Here is a 19,900-nt window from a genome sequence, read left to right as displayed (position 1 = left end):
TCCGAAAGGCGGCACCCTGCCCCGTGGTCGCCTAGCCCTTGAAGCCGGTTGCGACCACGAATTTCTCGGAACTGTCTGACCGGCTTGAGGGTGGCTTCACATTCACCACCTTTTCAAACTTCAGCTTCAGAAGTTTCTGCAACTCACCTTCCGCGCCGCCTGCCAAGACCTTGGCAACGAAGGTGCCGCCTTGTTCCAGCACATCGAACGCGAAATACGCCGCCGCTTCGCACAACGAGATGATGCGCAAATGGTCGGTCTGCTTGTGGCCGGAACTGGAAGCCGCCATGTCGGACATGACCACATCCGCCTTGCCACCCAAAAGCTCTTTCACCTTCACATCGGCGTCGTCTTCCATGAAATCGAGTTGGTGGAATGTGGCTCCGGCTAGCGGTTCAACCTCTTGCAAATCGATGCCCAGAAAGGTGCCGACCTTCTTGCCGCTTTTCTCACCAAGCGCGTTGATGCGCGGCACGGCGACTTGCGCCCAGCCACCGGGGGCGCAGCCCAGATCGACCACGCGTGCACCGTTCACCAGAAAGCGATACTTGTCGTCCAGATCCATGATCTTGAAGGCGGCGCGCCCGCGATAGCCCTCAGCCTTGGCGCGCGTCACATAAGGGTCGTTTAGCTGCCGTTGCAGCCAGCGGGTCGAACTGTTGGTCCGACCCCGCGCGGTTTTCACCTTCACGGTCAAATCCCGAAGCCCCCGGCCCGAGCTTTTGCGCGCCCGGCCGCCTTTTTTGCCACCTGTTTCTGTCATCAGAATGGTCCGCCTTCCAAAACACCGTCCGCAGACATCTGCGAATAAAGGATGCCCTCGCGCAGGCCGCGATCCGCCACGCTGAGCCGATCCGTCGGCCAGACGCGCAATAATGCTTGTAAGATCGCAGCGCCAGACATGATCAGCGATTGCCGATCGCGCCCGATATGCGAATTCATCCGCCGCCCCTGCGGGCCAAGCGCCAGATAGCCCTGGATCACCCGTTCGATCTGGTCCGAGGTCATGCGCAGCCCATCCACTTTGGTCCGGTCATAGCGGCGCAGGCCCAGATGGGTCGCCGCCACGGTCGTCACGGTGCCGGATGTGCCGATGATCTGGAACCCTTCGCGGGGCGGTTCATGGTGGAACGGGCTGAAGCCTGCCAGTTGCTCTTCGAAATGCACGGACATCAGCGCATAGCGGCCCGCGTCATCCTCTACGTCATCAAACATCTCACGCAGGGTGGCGACGCCCAAAGGCACCGAAATCCAGTCCACCACGCTGGCGGCGGGAAAATCGCTGACCCCACCGATAAAGCCGCGCCCCATCCGCATGATGGATCGCGGGCGTTCCAACGGCGGCACCTTGGACAGATCAAGCCACACAAGCTCGGTCGAACCGCCGCCAATATCGACGACCAAAAGCTGTTCGGTTTTTGTGGACACAAGCGGCGCACAGGACACGACGGCAAGGCGCGCTTCTTCTTCGGGCTTGATGATCTCCAGGTCCAAGCCGGTTTCACGCCGGATATAGGCCATGAAGCTCTTGCCGTTCGACGCACGGCGACAGGCTTCTGTCGCCACAAGGCGCATTCGCTGGACATCGTGCTTGATCAGCTTTTTGCGGCAAATACGAAGCGCCTGAACCGTGCGCGACATCGACGACCGGCTCAGCCGACCCGAGGCTTCCAGCCCCTTGCCGAGTTGCACCGATTTGGAAAAGCTGTCCACGACGTGAAACTGGCTTCCCTTCGGTTGGGCAACCAGCATACGACAACTGTTTGTTCCGAGGTCCAGCGCCGCATACAGGCTTGCCGGGTCCACGGGTGACGGCGCGGGGGTATCGACCGCTATTGGGAACGCGCCCGCACCATTGGGACGCTTGGGCGTCATAGGTCACGCCCTCCATTTCAAGTTGTCCTTAAGATAGGGATACGCGCCGTGTCTGACAATCCCTTCCCTGCAACATGGACGCACTATCCGCCGTCGCGCATAATCATCTTGAGAAGTATTCAGCTTCGCCCCCATGGCCCGTCGATGGGCAATCGCGTATCCCACAGATGCCAATCAGCATCATGGAAGTCGCTTGTGGTGCGCGTGGTGTCGAAAAACGACGCAGGAAACCCCCTGCCCACGCGTAGAAAAAGTGAAGCGGAGGAGGAAGAATCGCATGCCGGACGTGACCATCGTTTACTGGAGGGACATTCCCGCCCAGATCATCGTCGGCAAAGGGCGTCGTGGGTCGAAAGCCCCGCTGCCTGAGCGGTTCGAACAGGCCATCGACCGGGCCGCCATGAAGGTGAACGCGAAAGACAGCGACGCCTATCTGGCGGAATGGCGCAAGGCCGATCCCTATTCCGTGGACGGAGACCCGCAAGAGATCGCGGCGGCAGAAGCCGCCCGGATCGACACGGAATACGACAAAGAGCGCCTGGTCGCGCTGATTGGCAACGACGGATGGGCGTAAGCCTGTCCCGCATAAAGGAGGCAGCCATGGCGCTGTTGAACTTCCGCAGAAAGCCGACCGAAGGTCAGGCCACGCCCACGTCCCCCGCACTTCAGGACTTCCTGAAGGGCTATTCGATCGAGGTGATGCCCCGCACCGCCGAGAAGGTCGAGGATTTCCGCGACCTGCTGCCCGAGAACACCCGCGTCTATATCGCCCATATCGACGGCACCCCGATTGACGAGATGGTCGCCACCGCCAAACGCATCAACGCCGAAGGCTTCGAGGTCATGCCGCACTTCCCCGCGCGCATCATCAAGGATGAAGCCACGCTGGCCGACTGGATCGCCCGCTATCAGGGTGAAGCGAATGTGAAGCAAGCCCTGCTGCTGGCCGGTGGCGTGGAAAAGCCGCATGGTGATTTCGACAGCTCAATGCAGTTGCTTGAAACCGGTCTGTTCGACAAGGCAGGCTTCACCCAGCTGAACGTCGCCGGTCACCCGGAAGGCAACCGCGATATCGACCCGGACGGATCACGCAAGAACGTCATGGAAGCCATTCTTTGGAAACAGAAATTCTCGGAACGCACCGACGCCAAGATGGCCTTGGCCACGCAGTTCGCCTTTGAAGCTAAGCCGATTATCAAATGGGCGGACGGGCTTAAAGAGGCCGGCGTTGACCTGCCCATCCATATCGGCATCGCCGGTCCCGCCAAACTGCAAACGCTGATCAAGTTCGCGATTGCCTGCGGTGTCGGCCCGTCGCTGAAAGTGCTGCAAAAGCGCGCGATGGATGTGACCAAACTGCTACTGCCCTATGAACCGACAGAGGTTCTGAACGAATTGGCCAACCACAAGGCGGCCAATCCCGACTTCAACATCACTCAGGTGCATTTCTTCCCGCTGGGCGGGATCAAGACCAATGCCAACTGGGCCATCGAAAATGGCGGCGAAAACACCGCCCCAGTCAACGTGACCAAAGGATAAAGAATGACCCGTACCATCGTTGAGTCTCAATCAAAAACCGCCATCATCGGCTTTGACCAACCCTTCTGTGTCATCGGCGAACGGATCAACCCGACCGGGCGCAAGGTTCTGAACGCCGAACTGGAAGCGGGCGATTTCAGCCGCGTGCAAAGCGACGCGTTGGCGCAGGTCGCGGCGGGAGCGACGGTGCTGGACATCAACTCGGGCGCGGTATTTTCCAACAAGATGGCCGAAGACCCGCGCTATGCGGACAACAACTTTGTCGAACCGGACCTGATGCGCCAGCTGGTAGAAACCGTGCAGGCCGTCACCGATTGTCCGCTCTGCATCGACAGTTCGGTCCCCGGCGCGCTTGAAGCAGGCTTGAAAGCCGCCAATGGTCGCCCGCTGCTGAACTCGGTCACCGGTGAAGAAGAACGGCTGGAAATGGTTCTGCCGATGGTCAAGAAATACAACGTGCCGGTTGTGGCGATCTCGAACGACGACACGGGCATTTCGGAAGACCCGGACGTGCGCTTTGCGGTGGCCAAGAAAATCGTCGAACGCGCCGCCGATTTTGGCATCCCGGCGCATGATATCGTGGTCGACCCGCTGGTAATGCCGGTTGGCGCAATGGGCACGGCTGGCTTGCAGGTCTTTGCCCTTGTGCGTCGCCTGCGTGAAGAACTTGGCGTGAACACCACCTGTGGCGCGTCCAACATATCGTTCGGCCTGCCCAACCGCCACGGCATCAACAACGCGTTTCTGCCCATGGCGATGGGTGCGGGCATGACGTCTGCGATCATGAACCCGGTCGCCCTGCCCGTCGGCCCCACAAAGCTGGCGGAAAAGAAAGCCGAAGTGGAAGCCAAAGGCATCGTGATCCCGGCCGACATGGATGATGAAACCTTCTGCCAGCTGTTTGGTCTTGGTTCGACCCTACCGAAGGCCGGCAAGGAAATGGAGGCAATCCGCGCCGCCAACTTCCTGACCAACAACGATGACGGCGGGGCCGAGTGGATCAAGTTCAACTCAGTCAATGCAGGCGCCGCAGGCGCAGCTGGTGGTCGTCGCGGCGGACGTCGTCGCCGGGGGTAGGTTTTTGCCGCAGACAGAACGAGAAAGCCCACCTTTCCGGTGGGCTTTTTTCATCTCCAAGGATGTCGACAGCGGATTGCGGTGACTTGATCTGCCTCAAGGCCACGGTCCGCGACGCTCGCTAGTTGACCTTTGCGTAAACAGGAAAGGACAGGCCGATGAGCGCCCCTTTGGAAGATATCACCATTCTTGATCTGACCCATGTGCTGGCAGGGCCTTATTGCTCGATGGTCCTGTCGGATCTGGGCGCGAAGGTCATCAAGGTCGAACAGCCGGGCAGCGGCGATGACACGCGCCATTTTCCCCCCTTTCGCGGCACGGAAAGCGCTTATTTCGCGACGATCAACCGCAACAAGCAATCAATTGCCCTGAACCTGAAAGACCCAGCCGACCGGGCGATCCTAGAGCGCCTCTTGGCGCAGGTGGACGTCGTGATGGAGAATTTTCGCCCCGGCGTCATGGACCGGCTTGGCTATGGCTGGGACAGCCTTCACGAACGGTTTCCGCACCTGATCTACGGCGCCGTTTCGGGGTTTGGCCATACGGGGCCAGACGCCCAAAGACCCGCCTATGACATGGTCGTGCAAGCCCGTGGCGGAGTTATGTCAATCACCGGTGAACGCGACCGGGAGCCCGTGCGGGTCGGGGCCTCGGTCGGCGATATCGTCGCGGGGATGTTCTTGGGGCATGGCCTTCTGGCGGCATTGTATCAGCGCATCAAAACGGGGCGCGGACAGAAAGTCGACGTGGCGATGCTGGACAGCCAACTGGCTATTTTGGAACATGCCATCGCGATCACCAGTGAAACCGGGGTCGCGCCCGGGCCTTCGGGTGCGCGCCACCCATCGATTGCCCCGTTCGAGACCTTCCACACGAAAGATGGGCTGTTGGTCATCGCGTGTGGCAACGACACTTTGTTCGCCCGCTTCTGCGACGTTCTGGGCAAGCCAAAGCTCGCCAAACGCGCCGAGTTTGCGACGAACCTGGACCGGTGCGAAAATGTGAAGCTGTTGAAACGCCGCATCGAAACCGTGACCCTTGGCGAGACCCGCGACTACTGGCTGGAAAAGCTGTTGGCCGCCGGCGTTCCCTGTGCCCCCATTCTGGATGTGGCCGAAGCGATGCAAGACCCACAACTGCGTGCGCGCAACATGGTGGTGGACCTGCCCGCGCCAGACGGGGGCAAACCCTTCAAGGCGGCAGGCAACCCGATCAAGATGTCGGATCTGTCTGATATGACCCAAGCAGGGCCAGCGCCCTTCCTGGACGGAAACCGAGCGGAAATTCTAAGCTGGCTCAGCGCGCGCGAAACCTAGCGGGCGCTGCGGGGGCGCGGTCCTTGCGACCCGCACCTCAGAAACTGGGCCGCAAACTACGGGATTTGCACGAAAACCGGCGCGCTTTTGAAAAAATGGCGTTTCCGTCGCGCACATGCCGCAGCCAGGCATTGCACCTGCGCGCCATCTCCTTAGATTGGCAGAAATTCGATTGGGAAAGACGCGCGCATGTCACAAGATCCTTTGGTCATTTTCACCCCTTCGGGCAAACGCGGCAGGTTTCCCGAAGGCACCCCCATCCTGACGGCGGCCCGCCAGCTTGGCGTGGATCTGGACAGCGTCTGCGGCGGACGTGGGATCTGTTCCAAGTGCCAGATCACCCCAAGCTATGGCGAATTCCCCAAGCACGGCGTCACCGTGTCAGATGGGGCCTTGTCTGAGTGGAACGCAGTCGAGGCTCGCTATGACGACAAGCGCGGTCTGCCCAAGGGGCGCCGTCTGGGCTGTCAGGCCACCGTGCAGGGCGATGTGGTCATCGACGTGCCGCCCGAAAGCCAGGTGCACAAGCAAGTGGTGCGCAAACGGGCCGAGGCGCGCGACATCACGCTCGACCCGCTGGTCAAGCTGTTCTACGTCGCGGTGGAAGAACCCGACATGCACGAGCCGTCCGGCGATCTGGAGCGCCTAGTTCAAGCCCTGAAAGACCAATGGGGACTGGAAGATGTGAAGGCCGATCTGCACATCCTGCAATCCATGCAGCCGGTCCTGCGCAAAGGCGACTGGAAGGTCACCGTCGCGGTGCACTTGGGCGATGATGAGAACCCGCCCCGGATCATGCATCTGTGGCCCGGCTATTTCGACGGTGCAATCTTTGGGGTCGCAATAGACCTTGGCTCGACCACCATCGCCGCACATTTGTGCGATCTGGCGACGGGTGAAGTTGTCGCCTCATCCGGTTTGATGAACCCGCAAATCCGGTTCGGCGAAGACCTGATGAGCCGGGTGAGCTATTCGATGATGAACCCCTCGGGCGCGCAGGAAATGACGGATGCGGTGCGCGAGGGGCTGAACGCGCTGTTCACCCAAATCGCCTCGGACGCCGAGATTGACAAAGGTCTGATCATGGATGTGGTCGTGGTCTGCAATCCGGTCATGCACCACCTGCTTTTGGGCATTGATCCGTTCGAACTTGGCCAGGCCCCGTTTGCGCTGGCGACGTCCAACGCCCTTCGTCTGCGGGCCGATGATTTGAGTCTTTCAATCCACCACTCCGCACGGGTTTATCTGCTGCCCTGTATCGCGGGCCATGTGGGGGCGGATGCGGCTGCCGTGGCCCTGTCGGAAGCGCCAGACAAGTCCGACGACCTTGTGCTGGTGGTGGATGTGGGCACCAATGCCGAAATTCTGCTGGGCGACAAAACCGGCGTGATGGCGTGTTCATCCCCCACCGGCCCCGCCTTCGAAGGCGCGCAGATCAGCGCCGGCCAACGCGCCGCCCCCGGTGCCATCGAACGGGTCGAGATTGATCCCGTCACCAAAGAGCCGCGCTTCAAAGTGATCGGGTCTGACCTGTGGTCCACCGACGATGGGTTTGACGCTGCCGTCGCCACCACCGGCATCACCGGCATATGCGGATCCGGCATCATCGAGGTGATCGCTGAAATGCGCATGGCAGGCCTTGTGGACGCAGGCGGGTTGATCGGGTCGGCCGACCAGACAGGCACCGACCGCTGCTTCGCCGATGGGCGCACGAACTCTTTCCGGCTGTGGGATGGCGACGAAGATCACGGCCCGATTGCCGTGACCAATGGCGATATTCGCGCCATCCAGATGGCCAAGGCGGCGCTCTATTCCGGTGCGCGGTTGCTGATGGACAAGCGCGCGGTGGACAAGGTGGACCGGGTCGTGCTGGCGGGGGCCTTTGGGGCGCATATCTCAGCCAAGCACGCGATGGTGCTGGGCATGATCCCGGATTGCCCGCTGGACAGGGTGACATCGGCCGGCAACGCTGCGGGCACTGGCGCGCGCATCGCCCTTCTGAACCGTGCAGCCCGCGCCGAGATCGAAGACACTGTGCGCAAGATCCAAAAGATCGAAACCGCCGTCGAGCCGCGCTTTCAGGAGCATTTCGTCAATGCCTCGGCGATGCCCAACGCGGTCGAGCCCTTCCCGATCCTGCGCAGCATCGTTGCCCTGCCCGACCCGCATTTCAATACCGGTGGCGGGGACGGTGATGGCGCAGGTGGTCGCAGGCGGCGCAGACGGCGCGACTAAGCGCGCGGCCACACTGGCATGTCGCTTGTCTGCGCCCCCCTGATTTGCTAGGTCGCAAGAAGAAAAGCGTGCGAACGGGGCCTGCGGCCATGCTGAAGAAGATCATCGTTCACATCGGTTACATGAAGACCGGAACGACCTCGATCCAGAATTTCCTTCTGGCCCAGCGTGACGCGCTGCACCAGCGCGGTATCTTCTATCCCGACAAGCCGAACCATTTCGATCTGGCCCACCTTCACGACAAACGCGGACGCCTCCGCACGGATTATAGCTTCGAAGGTGCCACACCCGAAGACGCCCGCGCGCAGTCACGCCAGTGGTTCGATGTCCAGATTGCCGCGTGCCGTCGCGCGAAGCTCCACACGGCCATTTTTTCGTCTGAAGCCCTGCCGCGCAGCCGCCCCATCGATTTCGCAGCCCTTGATGCAGAGCTTCGCGGCCTTGCCACCGAGGTCACTTACCTGTGCTACGTGCGCCACCCATGGGCGATGTTTGAAAGCGTCTATCGCCAGCGGATCAAGACCGGGCGCACGACCTTTGCCGCACTGCAAGCCCAACCGGATTTGATCAATGTCAGCCCCGCGCGCAAACTGGCAAAGTTGGTGGACCGGTTGGGGCGCGATCGGTTCGACTTTCGGGTGTTTGACCGTGATCAACTTGTCGGCGGGGACGTGGTTTGCGATTGCCTGTCGGTGCTTGGGTTGTCCGATTTGGCGCCGCTGGCTACAGGCCTGCAAGACAACAACCCCAGCCCATCGCTTGAGGCGCTGTATCTGTCGGACCTGTTAACGCAGGACCTTCCCTATCTGGTGAACGGAAAGCGCAACCCGGCGCGCGCGCCGATGCCACAGATGAGCTTTGTCAAAGTGCGCGGCCGCCCGTTTCACCCGTTGACAGCGTCGATCGAAGCGGCACGACCCAACATCGAAGACGAGCTTGCTCTTTTTCGCGACACGCTTGGCATCACCTTCCCAGAGCGCGCCGAACCCATCTCGGTCGCCAAGTTCGACCTAGAGGCCGCCCGAACATGGGACGAAAGCGCCTTTCGCGATCTGGCCCACCTGATCAACGACATGAGCCTGGAGATCAGCGCGCTTCGAAAGGATCGTCACCGTCCGCTGTTGTCGCCGCTGAGCAAACCTGACGGCTGGCAAGCCGGATTGCGCAAACTGCGGACCCTGCTGCGGCGGTGACCGTCCGCGCGCTTGCCCCCCTTGACGCCCCTATCCGGGTGGCCTAATTCAAACCCCAACGCGGGTGTAGCTCAATGGTAGAGCAGCAGCTTCCCAAGCTGACGACGAGGGTTCGATTCCCTTCACCCGCTCCATTTTCCCGCGCCACTCGCCCCTTGCCGAAGGATCTGACCATGTCTGACCCATTTGCGAATATTCAACTCGTCACGCCGCTGGATGGGGCGACCCTGCAAAGTGTCGGCGTGCCGGCTGGTTGGAATTTCGGACTGGCAGACCGGGTTCGGTTTCATGAACTGGACGCCTTGAACCACGTCAACAACGTGGCCTATCTGCGGTGGTTCGAAAGCCTGCGCATCCCCTATTTCCAGGCCTACGGCATCACCACTTATGCGTCCGAGGACGATCCGCAAGTGGTTCTGGCCACCAACAGCGCGCGCTATTTCAAGCCGATGCATCTTGGCGAAAGCTATGTCATCACCGGGCGCACCATCAGCTTCCGCTCAAGTTCTTTCGTGATGGAATATGGCTGCTGGGTCGACGGAGACCTGCGGTGCAGTGGCGAAAGCGTGATCGTGTGTCTTGAGCAGGATGGCAAAACCAAACGCCCGCTCAGCACGGCCGTCGCCCAGACATTCATCGACCGCGACGGCGCGACACAAGGCTGACGAACGTCATCGGGCACGGCTTTCTTTCTAACACAATGTCAGATAGATAAGGGCGAACGCAGTCCATCTGCGCCCCACCGATCCATGGCCTGCCCCGCGTCCGGAGCCGTTGAATGTTTGACACGATCTACCTGCATGTCGGCAGCCCCAAAACGGGGACAACCAGCATTCAAGGCAGCTTCGACGCCAACCGCGATGTGCTGGAGCGTGCCGGATGGGGTTATCCAAGCGACCGCTTGCATTACCAGCTGATGGGGCTGGCAGGCTCCAACAAGCGCGTCTTTGGGCCCGGCGCGGACGACGGTCAGCCCATTGCGACCTTCAGGTCTGATTGCGAAACATGGTTCCGTCGCGAAACCAAGCGGCTGAGCGCGCTTGGCTTCAAACAGCTGATCTTCTCCTTTGAGCCCCTGTTCGCCGCCCCCGAGCCTGTGCTGCGTGAAATCATCGACCGGTTGCGGCACAAGGCGCGACGTATTGTGATCATCTGCTATTGCCGACACCCTTATCACAGATGGGCGGGTGTCTATCAGGAACGGGTCAAAAACGGCGGTTTGCCGGGCCGCAGATCAAAGCGGCTCGAGACCGGTCTGCATGACAGTCAAACGCTTGAAATGATAGAAAGCCTTGTGGGACCGTCGAACATGATCCTGCGCAAGTTTGACCGTGAAACCCTGATCAATGGCGATGTGATCGACGATTTCGCCGCCGCACTGGGATTTGCTGCCCTGCCGGCTGATTTCAGGAAATCCACGCGCGAAAATGAAAGCTTGTCCTGCGAGGCATTTGCCATTGCACGCGCGATCAACCGGCGTGTTCCGGCTAAGAAAAACGGGCTTTGGAATCCGGCGCGGGCCAAATCCCTGCCCGGCCTTCTGACGTCAATTTCAGGCACGCCCTTCGTGCCACCGCGCCGCGACATTGACCGTGTCGCCCCCTTGGTTGAGGCTGAACGCGCGCGTCTGAAAGACAGGTTCGGTCTGGACTTCGCGGCCCTTGAACCGCCCAACCGCCCTGCCTTGTTCCGGCGCAAGGATACGCTGGATGACATCGCACGGATCATCGCCGATCAGGCGGTCGAGATCGAGCGCCTGCGCGCCGCGCGCGACCGGGCGGTCTGGCGCCGTGCGCTCAGGTGGATCAGGCGGGCTGGCGGCGCTTAGCCAAGCAGCGCTTTTCGCAGCATGTTCAGGGCGACCAATGTCAGGAACACCGCAAACACCCGCTTCAACGGCTTTGGGTCCATGGCATGCGCGATTTTCACGCCATAAGGCGTGGTGATCAGGGTCATGGCGATAACCAGCCCAAACGCGGGCAGATTGACCGCGCCGATGGTGAATGGCGGGCGATGTTCGGGGGCTATGGGCAGCAACAAGAACCCCAGCACCGACGGCACAGCGATCAACAGACCAAAGCCCGCCGCCGTCGCCACGGCGCGGTGAATGGGACGGCTGTGCAAGGTCATCAGCGGCACGCCGAAGCTGCCCCCACCAATCCCCATCAGCACCGACAGGAAGCCAAGCATCGGCGACAGAATGGCGCGACGCAGCCCCTTGGGCATGTCCTGCGCAAGGCGCCACTCGGCCCGTCCCAGCCCCAAATAGGCCCCGATACAGAGGCCCAGAACACCAAAGATCGCCTGCAGCACCGTCGATCGCAGACCCGAGGCAACCAGCACCCCCAAAACGGCCCCCACCGCGATCCCCGGCGCCCATGTCTTCAGGATTTCCCAGTCAACCGCGCCCTTGCGATTATGCGCCAGAACCGACCGGATGGAGGTCACGACAATCGTTGCCAACGAGGTCGCCAGACAGATCTGCATCAGCTGATCCGACCCATACCCCAACCCCGCGAACGCATAGTAAAACGCAGGCACCAGAACGATCCCGCCTCCGACCCCCAACAAGCCAGCCAAGACGCCGGCAAAACCGCCGATCACCAAAAGCAATGCCGCCATGGGCAGTAGATTGATCAGGTCAGGCATCGGGTCTTTCAATCGGCTGGGATGTGGTCTGGATCTTGATCTGGAATACGGTCTGGCACATGTGACATCGCTTCACGCACAAGCGCAACCCCGGCGCCGTTGCGGGTGGCCCCTTCGGACAGCACGCGCCGCCATTTGCGCGCGCCCGGACGGCCGTTGAAGATCCCCAACATATGGCGGGTGATCGTGTGCAACCGAAGGCCGTTCGCCAATTGGCGTTCGATATAGGGCAGCATCGCCTCGACCACATCGTGAGCCGTCGGGGGCTCTGTCGTGGCCCCAAAAATCGCCTGATCAGCCCCAATTAGGATCTTCGCCGGGTCGTGATAGGCCACCCGCCCGACCATGACGCCATCCATGACCTGCAACTGCTCCTGAGCGTCATCCAGCGACGCGATGCCGCCATTGATCGACAAATGCAGATGTGGAAACGCGGCTTTCATCCGATGCACCAGCGGATAGTCCAGCGGGGGAATATCACGATTTTCTTTCGGGCTGAGCCCTTGCAACCACGCCTTGCGGGCATGGATCGTGAAGCGGGTCACACCTGCCGCGGACACGGTGTCCAAAAAGGCGGGCAGCGTTTCTTCGGCCAGTTGGTCGTCAACGCCAATGCGGCATTTTACTGTCACTTCAATGCCTTGCGCCGCACCCTTCATCGCCGACACACAATCCGCAACCCGCCGAGGATCGCGCATCAACACCGCGCCGAAAGTTCCCGATTGCACACGATCTGACGGACATCCGACGTTCAGGTTGACCTCATCATATCCGGCAGCAACGCAAAGCTTGGTGGCTGCCGCGAGTTCTTTGGGGTCAGACCCCCCCAATTGCACGGCCAAAGGATGCTCTGCCGCGTCATGGTCCAAAAGATACGTTGCCCCGCCCCGCACCAAAGCGGGCGCGGTCACCATCTCGGTATAGAGCAACGCCTCACGCGACATCAGCCGGTGAAACACCCGGCAATGCCGGTCGGTCCAATCCATCATGGGCGCGACAGACAGGCGCGCGGCTTTGCGTATGTCGACGTTGTAGCTCATCGCGGGCTACATAGGGGAATGCCCGGCACAATGCCAGCGGTTAGACGCCGGGGCGCAGCGGCGGCATTCTTAACGCGGCGCCATACGGATGGCGCCGTCCAGCCGGATCACCTCACCGTTCAGCATGGAGTTCTCGACGATATGGCGCACGGTGGCGGCGTATTCTGCCGGGTCACCTAGGCGCGAGGGGAACGGCACCTGTGCGCCAAGGCTGTCCTGCACCTCTTGCGGCAGTCCCGCGACCATCGGGGTTTTGAAGATGCCCGGCGCGATGGTCATCACGCGAATGCCGTCGCGCATCAGGTCGCGCGCCATGGGCAGTGTCATGCCCACCACGCCACCTTTTGACGCTGCATAAGCCAGCTGGCCAACTTGCCCATCAAACGCCGCGATTGAGGCTGTGTTGACGATCACGCCACGTTCGCCGTCATCGGTCACCGGGTCGGTTTGCGACATGCCCGCCGCCGCTTGGCTGGCGCAGTTGAACGTGCCGGTCAGGTTCACGCCGATGGTCTTTGCAAAGATGTCAGGGTCGTGGGGTTCGCCCTTGGACTGCGTTTTCGAGGCGGGTGCGATACCTGCACAATTGACCAGGACATGCTCCTGACCATGGGCCGCGCGCAGGGTTTTGAACCCTTCAGCCACCGACGCAGGGTCGGACACATCCACTTTCGCAAAGGTGCCGCCAATCTTGTCGGCCATCGCCTGCCCGGCGCCTTCGTTCAGGTCAAAGATGCCAACTTTCGCCCCGGCAGCCGCCAATGCCTGTGCCACAGCGCCGCCCAACCCGGACGCGCCCCCGGTGACGACGGCAACGGTGTTTTCAGTGATGTGCATGGCAAGCCCTCCGCTTATGGTCTGCTGCGACATAGCAAGAATTGCACAAGCGTTCAATAAACTCCGGAAGGTGCCCCTATGTTACGCAGCGTCGCCCTGCTCCGTTCGATCCTGCCCTGCACAGATCGGCACAGCCCCGTTCACAGGCCCCAACGCCTGCATGGCGGCAAACTGGGTCAGATACACGCAACCGGTCAGATGCTCGAGGAAATCTATGCGTTTCAAACGATCCATCACCGGGCCTTTAACCTCTGACAAGCTGAGCGTGATGCCAGCGTCGCCCAACTGCCGGTTCAGTTCTTCCAGCGTTTCCAGCGCGGACAGGTCGATCTCGTTCACTGCCGAACACATCAGCACCACATGCTTGATGCCGCCCTTCGCGACGCGGGCCAGCAGGTAATCCTCGATAAACCGCGCGTTGGCGAAATAGAGGTTCTCGTCCAGCCGCAGCGTGACCAGTTCCGGGTGGGTCAGAACCTTGTGGCGTTTGATGTTACGGAAATGCTGGGTGCCGGGGACCAATCCGACCTCGGCAATATGAGGCCGCGAGGTTTTGTAAAGATACAGCACGATAGACAGGATCACGCCTGCCGACACGCCAATTTCCACCCCGAAGCTGAGGGTCAGCAGGATGGTTGCCAGAACGGCGGTGAAATCCGCGCGGTGATAGGCCCATGTGGCGCGCAGGATGTGGAAATCCACAAGGCTCAGCACGGCGACAATGATGGTCGCGGCCAGCGTGGCCTTGGGCAGGAAGAACAGAAGCGGCGTCAGGAACAGTGCAGCCCCGGCGATGCCGATCGCGGTGAACGCACCGGCCGCCGGGGTTTCCGCGCCTGCGTCGAAATTGACGACCGACCGCGCAAACCCGCCTGTCACGGGATAGCCGCCCGACATGGCCGCTGCGATGTTCGACGCCCCCAGCCCCACGAGTTCCTGATCCGGCACGATGCGCTGACGCTTCTTGGCAGCCAGCGTCTGCGCGACCGAGATGCTTTCGACAAACCCGATGATCGAGATCAGCAGCGCCGAGCCAAACAAGCTGGTCCACAGGTCGGCATCAAAGCTGGGGAGTGTCAGCGGAGGCAGGCCTTGCGGCACGTCGCCCACAATGGCCACCCCCTTTGATTGCAGGTCAAACCCCCAACTGATCAGCGTCGTCACCGCAACAGCGCCGACAGGTCCGGCTTTAGCAAGTATTTCGGCCAGTCGCGGGCCAATGCCCAGCGACAGCAGCAATGGTTTCAACCCTTTGCGCACCCAAAACAGAAACGCGACGGAAGCGGCCCCGATGGCCAATGTAATGAGGTTGGTTTGGCTGACATGCGACAGAAGCGAGCCGAGAAGCTCAAACAGGGAATGCCCATGCGCCTCGATGCCAAGGATATGTTTCAACTGGCTGGTTGCAATCAAAAGCCCCGAGGCCGTGATGAAGCCTGCGATCACAGGATGGCTCAGGAAATTTGCCAGAAAGCCCAGACGAAACACACCCATGACCAGAAGGATCAGCCCTGACAGGAAGGCCAGTGTGATCGCGGCAGCGGCGTATTCGGCAGGGTTGTCCAACCCAAGATTGCCCACAGCGGCCGCCGTCATCAGGCTGACCACCGCCACCGGCCCCACGGCCAAGGCGCGTGAGGTGCCGAAGATCGCATAGGCCACCAGCGGCAGGATCGAGGCGTAAAGCCCCATCTCGGCCGGCAAACCCGCCAGCAGCGCATAGGCCAGCGATTGCGGGATCAGCATGATCGTCACAATCACCGCCGCCACCAGATCCGAGGTCAGCGCCGTGTTATCATAGCGCGCACCCCAGTCGAGGATCGGCACATAGCCTCTGAGGGCGGCGGCGCGCGCCACGGATTTCGACGTATCACTCATTCGCGTATTCCAAGTTTTCCGGACGCGGCGGGTCAGAAAGACCAGACCGCCATCCGTTTAGGTCTGTGCGGTCATCCAAAGGATCTCGCAGCGTGTGCCCGACCGGCAATAGGCAAAGACCGGGCCTGAGGCTTGCGCCAAGACGCGCTGGAAGGCGTCTTTGACGGCAAAGGCGTCTTCGCGGTTGGACATCGGCAGGAACGAGGTGTCCAGACCCGCCGCCTTGGCTGCGGCCTCGATTTCGGACCAGGCGGGCTGGCCCGGATCTTCGCCATCGGGTCGGTTGCACATCACAACAGTGAAGCCCGCCGCCTTGATCGCGGGAATATCCGCAACGGTGATCTGAGGGGCAACCGTGACCTGGTCATCCAGTTTCTTCATCTGCATCAAACTGCCTTTCAAAGCGTGTTCACGGGCACTTTCAGGAAGGTTCTTCCTTCCTCATCTGTTGGCGGCATCTCGCCTGCGCGCATGTTAACCTGAAGCGACGGAATGATCAGCCGCGGCATGTCCAGTTGCGCATCACGTTCGGTGCGGAATTTCACGAATTCCTCTTTCGTTTTGCCACCACCCACATGGATGTTGTGCGCTTTCTCATCTGCCACCGTGGTTTCCCACTGAATGGCGCGCCCGTTGGGGCCGTAATCGTGGCACATGAATAGCCGCGTTTCATCGGGCAGTGCCAGCACCTTCTGGATCGAGTCATAAAGCTCGCCCGCGTCCCCGCCGGGGAAGTCGGCCCGCGCTGATCCACCATCGGGCATGAACAGCGTATCGCCCACGAAGGCTGCATTGCCGATCACATGCACCATGCAAGCGGGGGTGTGGCCGGGCGTGTGCATCACGAACGCGTCCATCGTGCCGATCTTGTAGGTGTCGCCATCTTCAAACAGCCGGTCAAACTGGCTGCCGTCGCGCTGAAACTCGGTGCCTTCGTTGAAGACCTTGCCGAACACTTCCTGCACAACGGTGATCTGGCTGCCGATACCGATCTTGCCGCCCAATTGCTCTTGAATATAAGGCGCGGCGGACAAGTGGTCGGCATGGACATGGGTTTCGATCACCCAGTCAAGCGTCAGCCCTTCGGACTTGATATAGTCAATGATCACGTCGGCATGGTCATGGGTGATACGGCCAGCGGCATAGTCAATGTCCATCACGCTGTCGATCACCGCACAGGCGTTCGACGCCGGGTCTTTGACCACATAGGAAATGGTATTGGAATCTTCCTCAAAAAAGGCTTTCACCTCGGGTTTGAGGGATGTGTTGACGGGATAGTCGCTCATGATCTGTCCTTTCCAGTCTGCGCGGGCGCGATCGGCGCCCAATGATTAGTTTGCCTGCGCGGCATCGCGGCGGCGCGCGGTGTTTGTGATCATCCAGCGGGCCAGAAACAAACCCGCAACCATTGAAACCGTGAAGATCAAAACCGAGGGGTTCCCGGTCGAAATCACGGGCAACGCGGCACCGGGGCAGAACCCCGCCAGCCCCCAGCCAAGACCAAAGGTGAACGATCCCAGCACCAGTTTTCGGTCGATCAACCGGGTGCCGGGCAGTTTGAAGCTTTCGGCGAAGGCGGGTTTGGGGCGTTTGAACACCAGCATGTAGCCCGGTGCGGTCACCAGAAGGGCCGCCCCCATGACAAAGGCAAGGCTGGGGTCCCATGCCCCGAACACATCAAAGAAGTTCAGTACCTTGGCCGGATTTGCCATGCCCGAGATTGCAATCCCAAGCCCAAAGACGACGCCTGCCAGATATGTCAGAAAAAGTTTCATCTTACGCCCCCTTCACAACCCGATGACGTGACGGGTCAGAAAGACCATCACCGCCGTGCCTGCCATGAAGGTCAGCGTGGCGACGACTGACCGCGGCGAAAACCGCGCCATGCCGCACACGCCGTGCCCCGACGTGCAGCCCGAGCCATAGGTGACGCCGACGCCGACGATCAACCCGCCGACGATCATCGACAGGGTAGACACCGGCACCTCGATCGCCGGAAAGCCGCCTGTTGCCGCCAGAAAGATCAGCGGACCAGTCAGCATCCCCGCAAGGATGGTCGCGCGCCAGGACCAGTCGGTCGAGCTGCTGGGTTGCAAGAACCCCGCCAGAATACCCGTAGCCCCCAGCACATTGCCGCGCACATACATCAAAAGCACCGATGCCAGCCCGATCAATGCGCCCCCCAGCGCGGATGCGAGCGGTGTGAATTCCGTTTCGATCATGTCCTGCCTCACCAGTTGTTCTATTCGCATGTTAAATTTAGGGTCAGTGCTGCTTGCAGGCAAGACTTACATTCGTTTTTTTGAATGTTTTCTTCAAACCTACCGCAACGTCATGCCCCCGCGCGTCATTGGGACACGCGGGGGCATGTTTTTCAAGTCTTGCCGAAGGGTGCGTTATTCGCCCATCGCATCCTTGACGATCCCGTCCAGCAGCGCCTGCACCTTTTGCATGTCGCCGTCGGGATACTTGCGATAGCCGATGCGGACTTCGCCCTCTTTGTCGGTGACAAAAATACCATAGGGACAAAAGGCGATGTTCATCGGGTCGGTCTCCATCACTTCGCGGCTTGTTTGCGCCGAGCAGAACAGAAAGATATCTGCCGCATCAAAGATGGTCACATCCGATCCGACATCGCCCTTTGTGCGTTCCAGCATATCGCCGGTATGGCTGACATAGTCGATGACCAGCCCTTTGCCGACAATGGCCGTTTCGACCGAGAATGTCGCATCATCGAAATCCCCGTCAAACGCATAGGTGACGGCATGGTCGGTTTCCTGCATGGCGTGGTTGTCGGCCATCGCCGGTGCGGCCAAAAGGGCGGCGGACAGGGTGAGGGTCAGCAATTTTTTCATAAGAGGCTCTCCTTGACGTTGCGGGCAAGGCCCCTGCCCTGTCCATTGATTGCGTCGGGGGCCGTTCAACCGGCCCCGGCTGTGTTAAAACATATTCTTACTGCTGAATGTAATCAACAGGGTCAGCCGAACATGTCCGAGGTAATACCAGCATACCAGCCGATGCTTTCCTCATAGGTGGCTTTGCGCAGCGCGCTGTCTTCGCCGGTCTGGCTGATGAACCCGTCGACCTTGGCGATCTTTTCGTCCGTGGCTTCATAGCTCGCCCCCACCTTGACGCCATCGTCTGCGTCGATCAGCGACCAGCAGGTGTTGGTGAACTTGGCCGGGAACAGCTTTGACCCCGTCAGTGCGGACCGCACCGCCATCGCGGCCACCTTGGCCTGACTGTTGGCGGCAAAGCCGGACTTGGGCATGTCGCCCTGATGGCTGGCGTCGCCCAGCACATGGATGTTTTCATCCACACGGCTTTGCATGGTGTGCGGGTTCACGGGTGCCCAATTGCCATCGGTGATGCCTGCAATCTCGCAAATGCGCCCGGCCTTCATGGCGGGGATCACGTTGCAGACATCAACCTTGGTTTCCTCGCCATCAATGGTCAGCGTCATCGCGTCCGGATTGACCGAGACGTTGCCGCCCCCGAAATCCGGCCCGATCCAGTCAATCATGCCGTCATAGTGCCGACCCCAACCTTCCTGAAACAAAGCCATTTTCGAAAACTTCTCTTTCGGGTCGGCGATAATGATCTTCGCGGTCGGGTTCTTTTCCTTCAGAATATGCGCCACCATCGAGATCCGCTCATACGGCCCCGGCGGGCAGCGGAACGGGTTGGGTGGGGCCACCATGGCAAAGGTGCCGCCTTCGGGCATCGCCTCGATCTGCGCCTTCAAAAGCTCGGACTGCGACCCGGCCTTATAGGCGTGGGGCATCTTGTTTTGCTGGGTAACGTCCCAGCCCTCGACCGCGCCATCGACGAAATCAATGCCGGGCGACAGGATCAGGCGGTCATAGGGCAACGTCGCCCCACCGGCCAGCGTGACCGTGCGCGCCTCGCGGTCGATCCCGACCGCCCAGTCATGCACCACGTTGACCCCGAACTCGGACGCCAGCTTGCCATAGCTGTGCGCAATCGACCCAAGCTCGCGGAAGCCCGCCATGTAGAGGTTTGAGAAGAAGCAGGTGTAATAGCTGCGCGTGGGCTCGATCAGCGTCACGTCGATCTCGCCGTTGCTGTCCTTGGCGATGTAGCGCGCGGCGGTTGCCCCGCCAGCCCCACCGCCGATAACAACCACCCTAGGTTTGCCGTTGGTCGAGGCATGCGCCATTGGTGCCGACAACGTCGCGACAGCCGCCCCCGCCGCAGCCCCACCCATGAAAAGACGTCTGTTCAGTTTCATACGAATTCC

At 60.7% G+C, this 19,900-nt stretch carries 20 protein-coding genes and 1 tRNA gene; 9 read left to right on the top strand and 12 right to left on the bottom strand.

All coding sequences use genetic code 11. From position 1 onward, the window contains the following. Positions 1-31: 31 nt before the first annotated feature. On the bottom strand, positions 32-763 hold the full coding sequence (locus ACXYMP_RS12570; protein ID WP_458906717.1) for an RlmE family RNA methyltransferase: 732 nt from the start codon (positions 761-763) through the stop codon (positions 32-34). Further along, positions 763-1,875, bottom strand: coding sequence for a Ppx/GppA phosphatase family protein (locus tag ACXYMP_RS12565; protein WP_298571018.1), 1,113 nt, complete (start codon positions 1,873-1,875; stop codon positions 763-765). The genes ACXYMP_RS12570 and ACXYMP_RS12565 overlap by 1 nt, the downstream gene beginning before the upstream one ends. A 277-nt stretch (positions 1,876-2,152) precedes the next feature. On the opposite strand from ACXYMP_RS12565, the gene ACXYMP_RS12560 reads away from it, so the two are divergent. The 9 genes from ACXYMP_RS12560 (at position 2,153) to ACXYMP_RS12520 (ending at position 11,063) form a co-directional block, all read left to right on the top strand. After that, positions 2,153-2,449, top strand: coding sequence for a virulence factor (locus ACXYMP_RS12560; protein WP_458906715.1), 297 nt, complete (start codon positions 2,153-2,155; stop codon positions 2,447-2,449). A 26-nt stretch (positions 2,450-2,475) separates the two neighbouring features. Continuing rightward, on the top strand, positions 2,476-3,414 hold the full coding sequence (locus ACXYMP_RS12555; protein ID WP_458906713.1) for a methylenetetrahydrofolate reductase: 939 nt from the start codon (positions 2,476-2,478) through the stop codon (positions 3,412-3,414). A gap of 3 nt (positions 3,415-3,417) precedes the next feature. Continuing rightward, positions 3,418-4,491, top strand: a complete 1,074-nt coding sequence (locus tag ACXYMP_RS12550) for a methyltetrahydrofolate cobalamin methyltransferase (protein WP_298571022.1) — start codon at positions 3,418-3,420, stop codon at positions 4,489-4,491. Positions 4,492-4,649: 158 nt separating this feature from the next. Further along, positions 4,650-5,807 (top strand): CaiB/BaiF CoA transferase family protein, encoded by a 1,158-nt coding sequence (locus tag ACXYMP_RS12545; RefSeq protein WP_298571024.1) that lies wholly within the window; start codon positions 4,650-4,652, stop codon positions 5,805-5,807. A 189-nt stretch (positions 5,808-5,996) separates the two neighbouring features. Continuing rightward, a complete protein-coding gene (locus ACXYMP_RS12540) occupies positions 5,997-8,042 on the top strand; it encodes an ASKHA domain-containing protein (protein ID WP_458906710.1) in 2,046 nt (681 codons plus the stop codon). An 89-nt stretch (positions 8,043-8,131) separates the two neighbouring features. Next, positions 8,132-9,235: a hypothetical protein gene (locus ACXYMP_RS12535; RefSeq protein WP_458906708.1), complete on the top strand. Its 1,104-nt coding sequence runs from the start codon at positions 8,132-8,134 to the stop codon at positions 9,233-9,235. Positions 9,236-9,295: 60 nt separating this feature from the next. Further along, positions 9,296-9,369: transfer RNA gene (locus tag ACXYMP_RS12530), tRNA-Gly, on the top strand. A 39-nt stretch (positions 9,370-9,408) separates the two neighbouring features. Continuing rightward, positions 9,409-9,900 (top strand): acyl-CoA thioesterase, encoded by a 492-nt coding sequence (locus ACXYMP_RS12525; protein ID WP_298571031.1) that lies wholly within the window; start codon positions 9,409-9,411, stop codon positions 9,898-9,900. A 113-nt stretch (positions 9,901-10,013) separates the two neighbouring features. Next, a complete protein-coding gene (locus ACXYMP_RS12520; RefSeq protein ID WP_458906706.1) occupies positions 10,014-11,063 on the top strand; it encodes a hypothetical protein in 1,050 nt (349 codons plus the stop codon). On the opposite strand, the gene ACXYMP_RS12515 is transcribed toward ACXYMP_RS12520, so the two are convergent. From ACXYMP_RS12515 to ACXYMP_RS12470, 10 genes are all read right to left on the bottom strand, one after another. Beyond that, complete coding sequence (locus ACXYMP_RS12515) at positions 11,060-11,884, bottom strand: sulfite exporter TauE/SafE family protein (protein WP_298571035.1); 825 nt, start codon at positions 11,882-11,884, stop codon at positions 11,060-11,062. The genes ACXYMP_RS12520 and ACXYMP_RS12515 overlap by 4 nt on opposite strands. Positions 11,885-11,892: 8 nt before the next feature. Next, positions 11,893-12,924, bottom strand: a complete 1,032-nt coding sequence (dusA, locus tag ACXYMP_RS12510; protein WP_458906704.1) for a tRNA dihydrouridine(20/20a) synthase DusA — start codon at positions 12,922-12,924, stop codon at positions 11,893-11,895. A 69-nt stretch (positions 12,925-12,993) separates the two neighbouring features. Beyond that, entirely contained in the window at positions 12,994-13,761 is a 768-nt protein-coding gene (locus tag ACXYMP_RS12505; protein ID WP_458907342.1) for an SDR family NAD(P)-dependent oxidoreductase, read from the bottom strand. A gap of 81 nt (positions 13,762-13,842) precedes the next feature. Next, positions 13,843-15,639 carry a SulP family inorganic anion transporter gene (locus ACXYMP_RS12500; RefSeq protein WP_458906702.1) on the bottom strand — a complete coding sequence of 599 codons (1,797 nt, stop codon included), beginning with the start codon at positions 15,637-15,639 and terminating at the stop codon, positions 13,843-13,845. Positions 15,640-15,696: 57 nt separating this feature from the next. Then, on the bottom strand, positions 15,697-16,026 hold the full coding sequence (locus tag ACXYMP_RS12495; RefSeq protein ID WP_298571043.1) for a protein tyrosine phosphatase family protein: 330 nt from the start codon (positions 16,024-16,026) through the stop codon (positions 15,697-15,699). Positions 16,027-16,037: 11 nt separating this feature from the next. Continuing rightward, on the bottom strand, positions 16,038-16,925 hold the full coding sequence (locus tag ACXYMP_RS12490; protein WP_458906700.1) for an MBL fold metallo-hydrolase: 888 nt from the start codon (positions 16,923-16,925) through the stop codon (positions 16,038-16,040). A 45-nt stretch (positions 16,926-16,970) separates the two neighbouring features. Continuing rightward, the gene (locus tag ACXYMP_RS12485; protein WP_247035610.1) at positions 16,971-17,414 is read right to left on the bottom strand and encodes a YeeE/YedE family protein; all 444 of its coding nucleotides are present in this window, start codon (positions 17,412-17,414) and stop codon (positions 16,971-16,973) included. 12 nt (positions 17,415-17,426) lie between these two features. Then, the gene (locus ACXYMP_RS12480; RefSeq protein WP_458906697.1) at positions 17,427-17,891 is read right to left on the bottom strand and encodes a YeeE/YedE family protein; all 465 of its coding nucleotides are present in this window, start codon (positions 17,889-17,891) and stop codon (positions 17,427-17,429) included. Between the two features lie 144 nt (positions 17,892-18,035). Then, positions 18,036-18,494 (bottom strand): DUF302 domain-containing protein, encoded by a 459-nt coding sequence (locus tag ACXYMP_RS12475; protein WP_458906695.1) that lies wholly within the window; start codon positions 18,492-18,494, stop codon positions 18,036-18,038. A gap of 122 nt (positions 18,495-18,616) precedes the next feature. Further along, positions 18,617-19,891, bottom strand: coding sequence for an FCSD flavin-binding domain-containing protein (locus ACXYMP_RS12470; protein ID WP_458906693.1), 1,275 nt, complete (start codon positions 19,889-19,891; stop codon positions 18,617-18,619). Between the last annotated feature and the right edge of the window lie 9 nt (positions 19,892-19,900).

It is taken from the genome of Aliiroseovarius sp. CAU 1755 (genome assembly GCF_054482655.1).
This window is presented reverse-complemented; position numbering and strand designations above follow the sequence as displayed.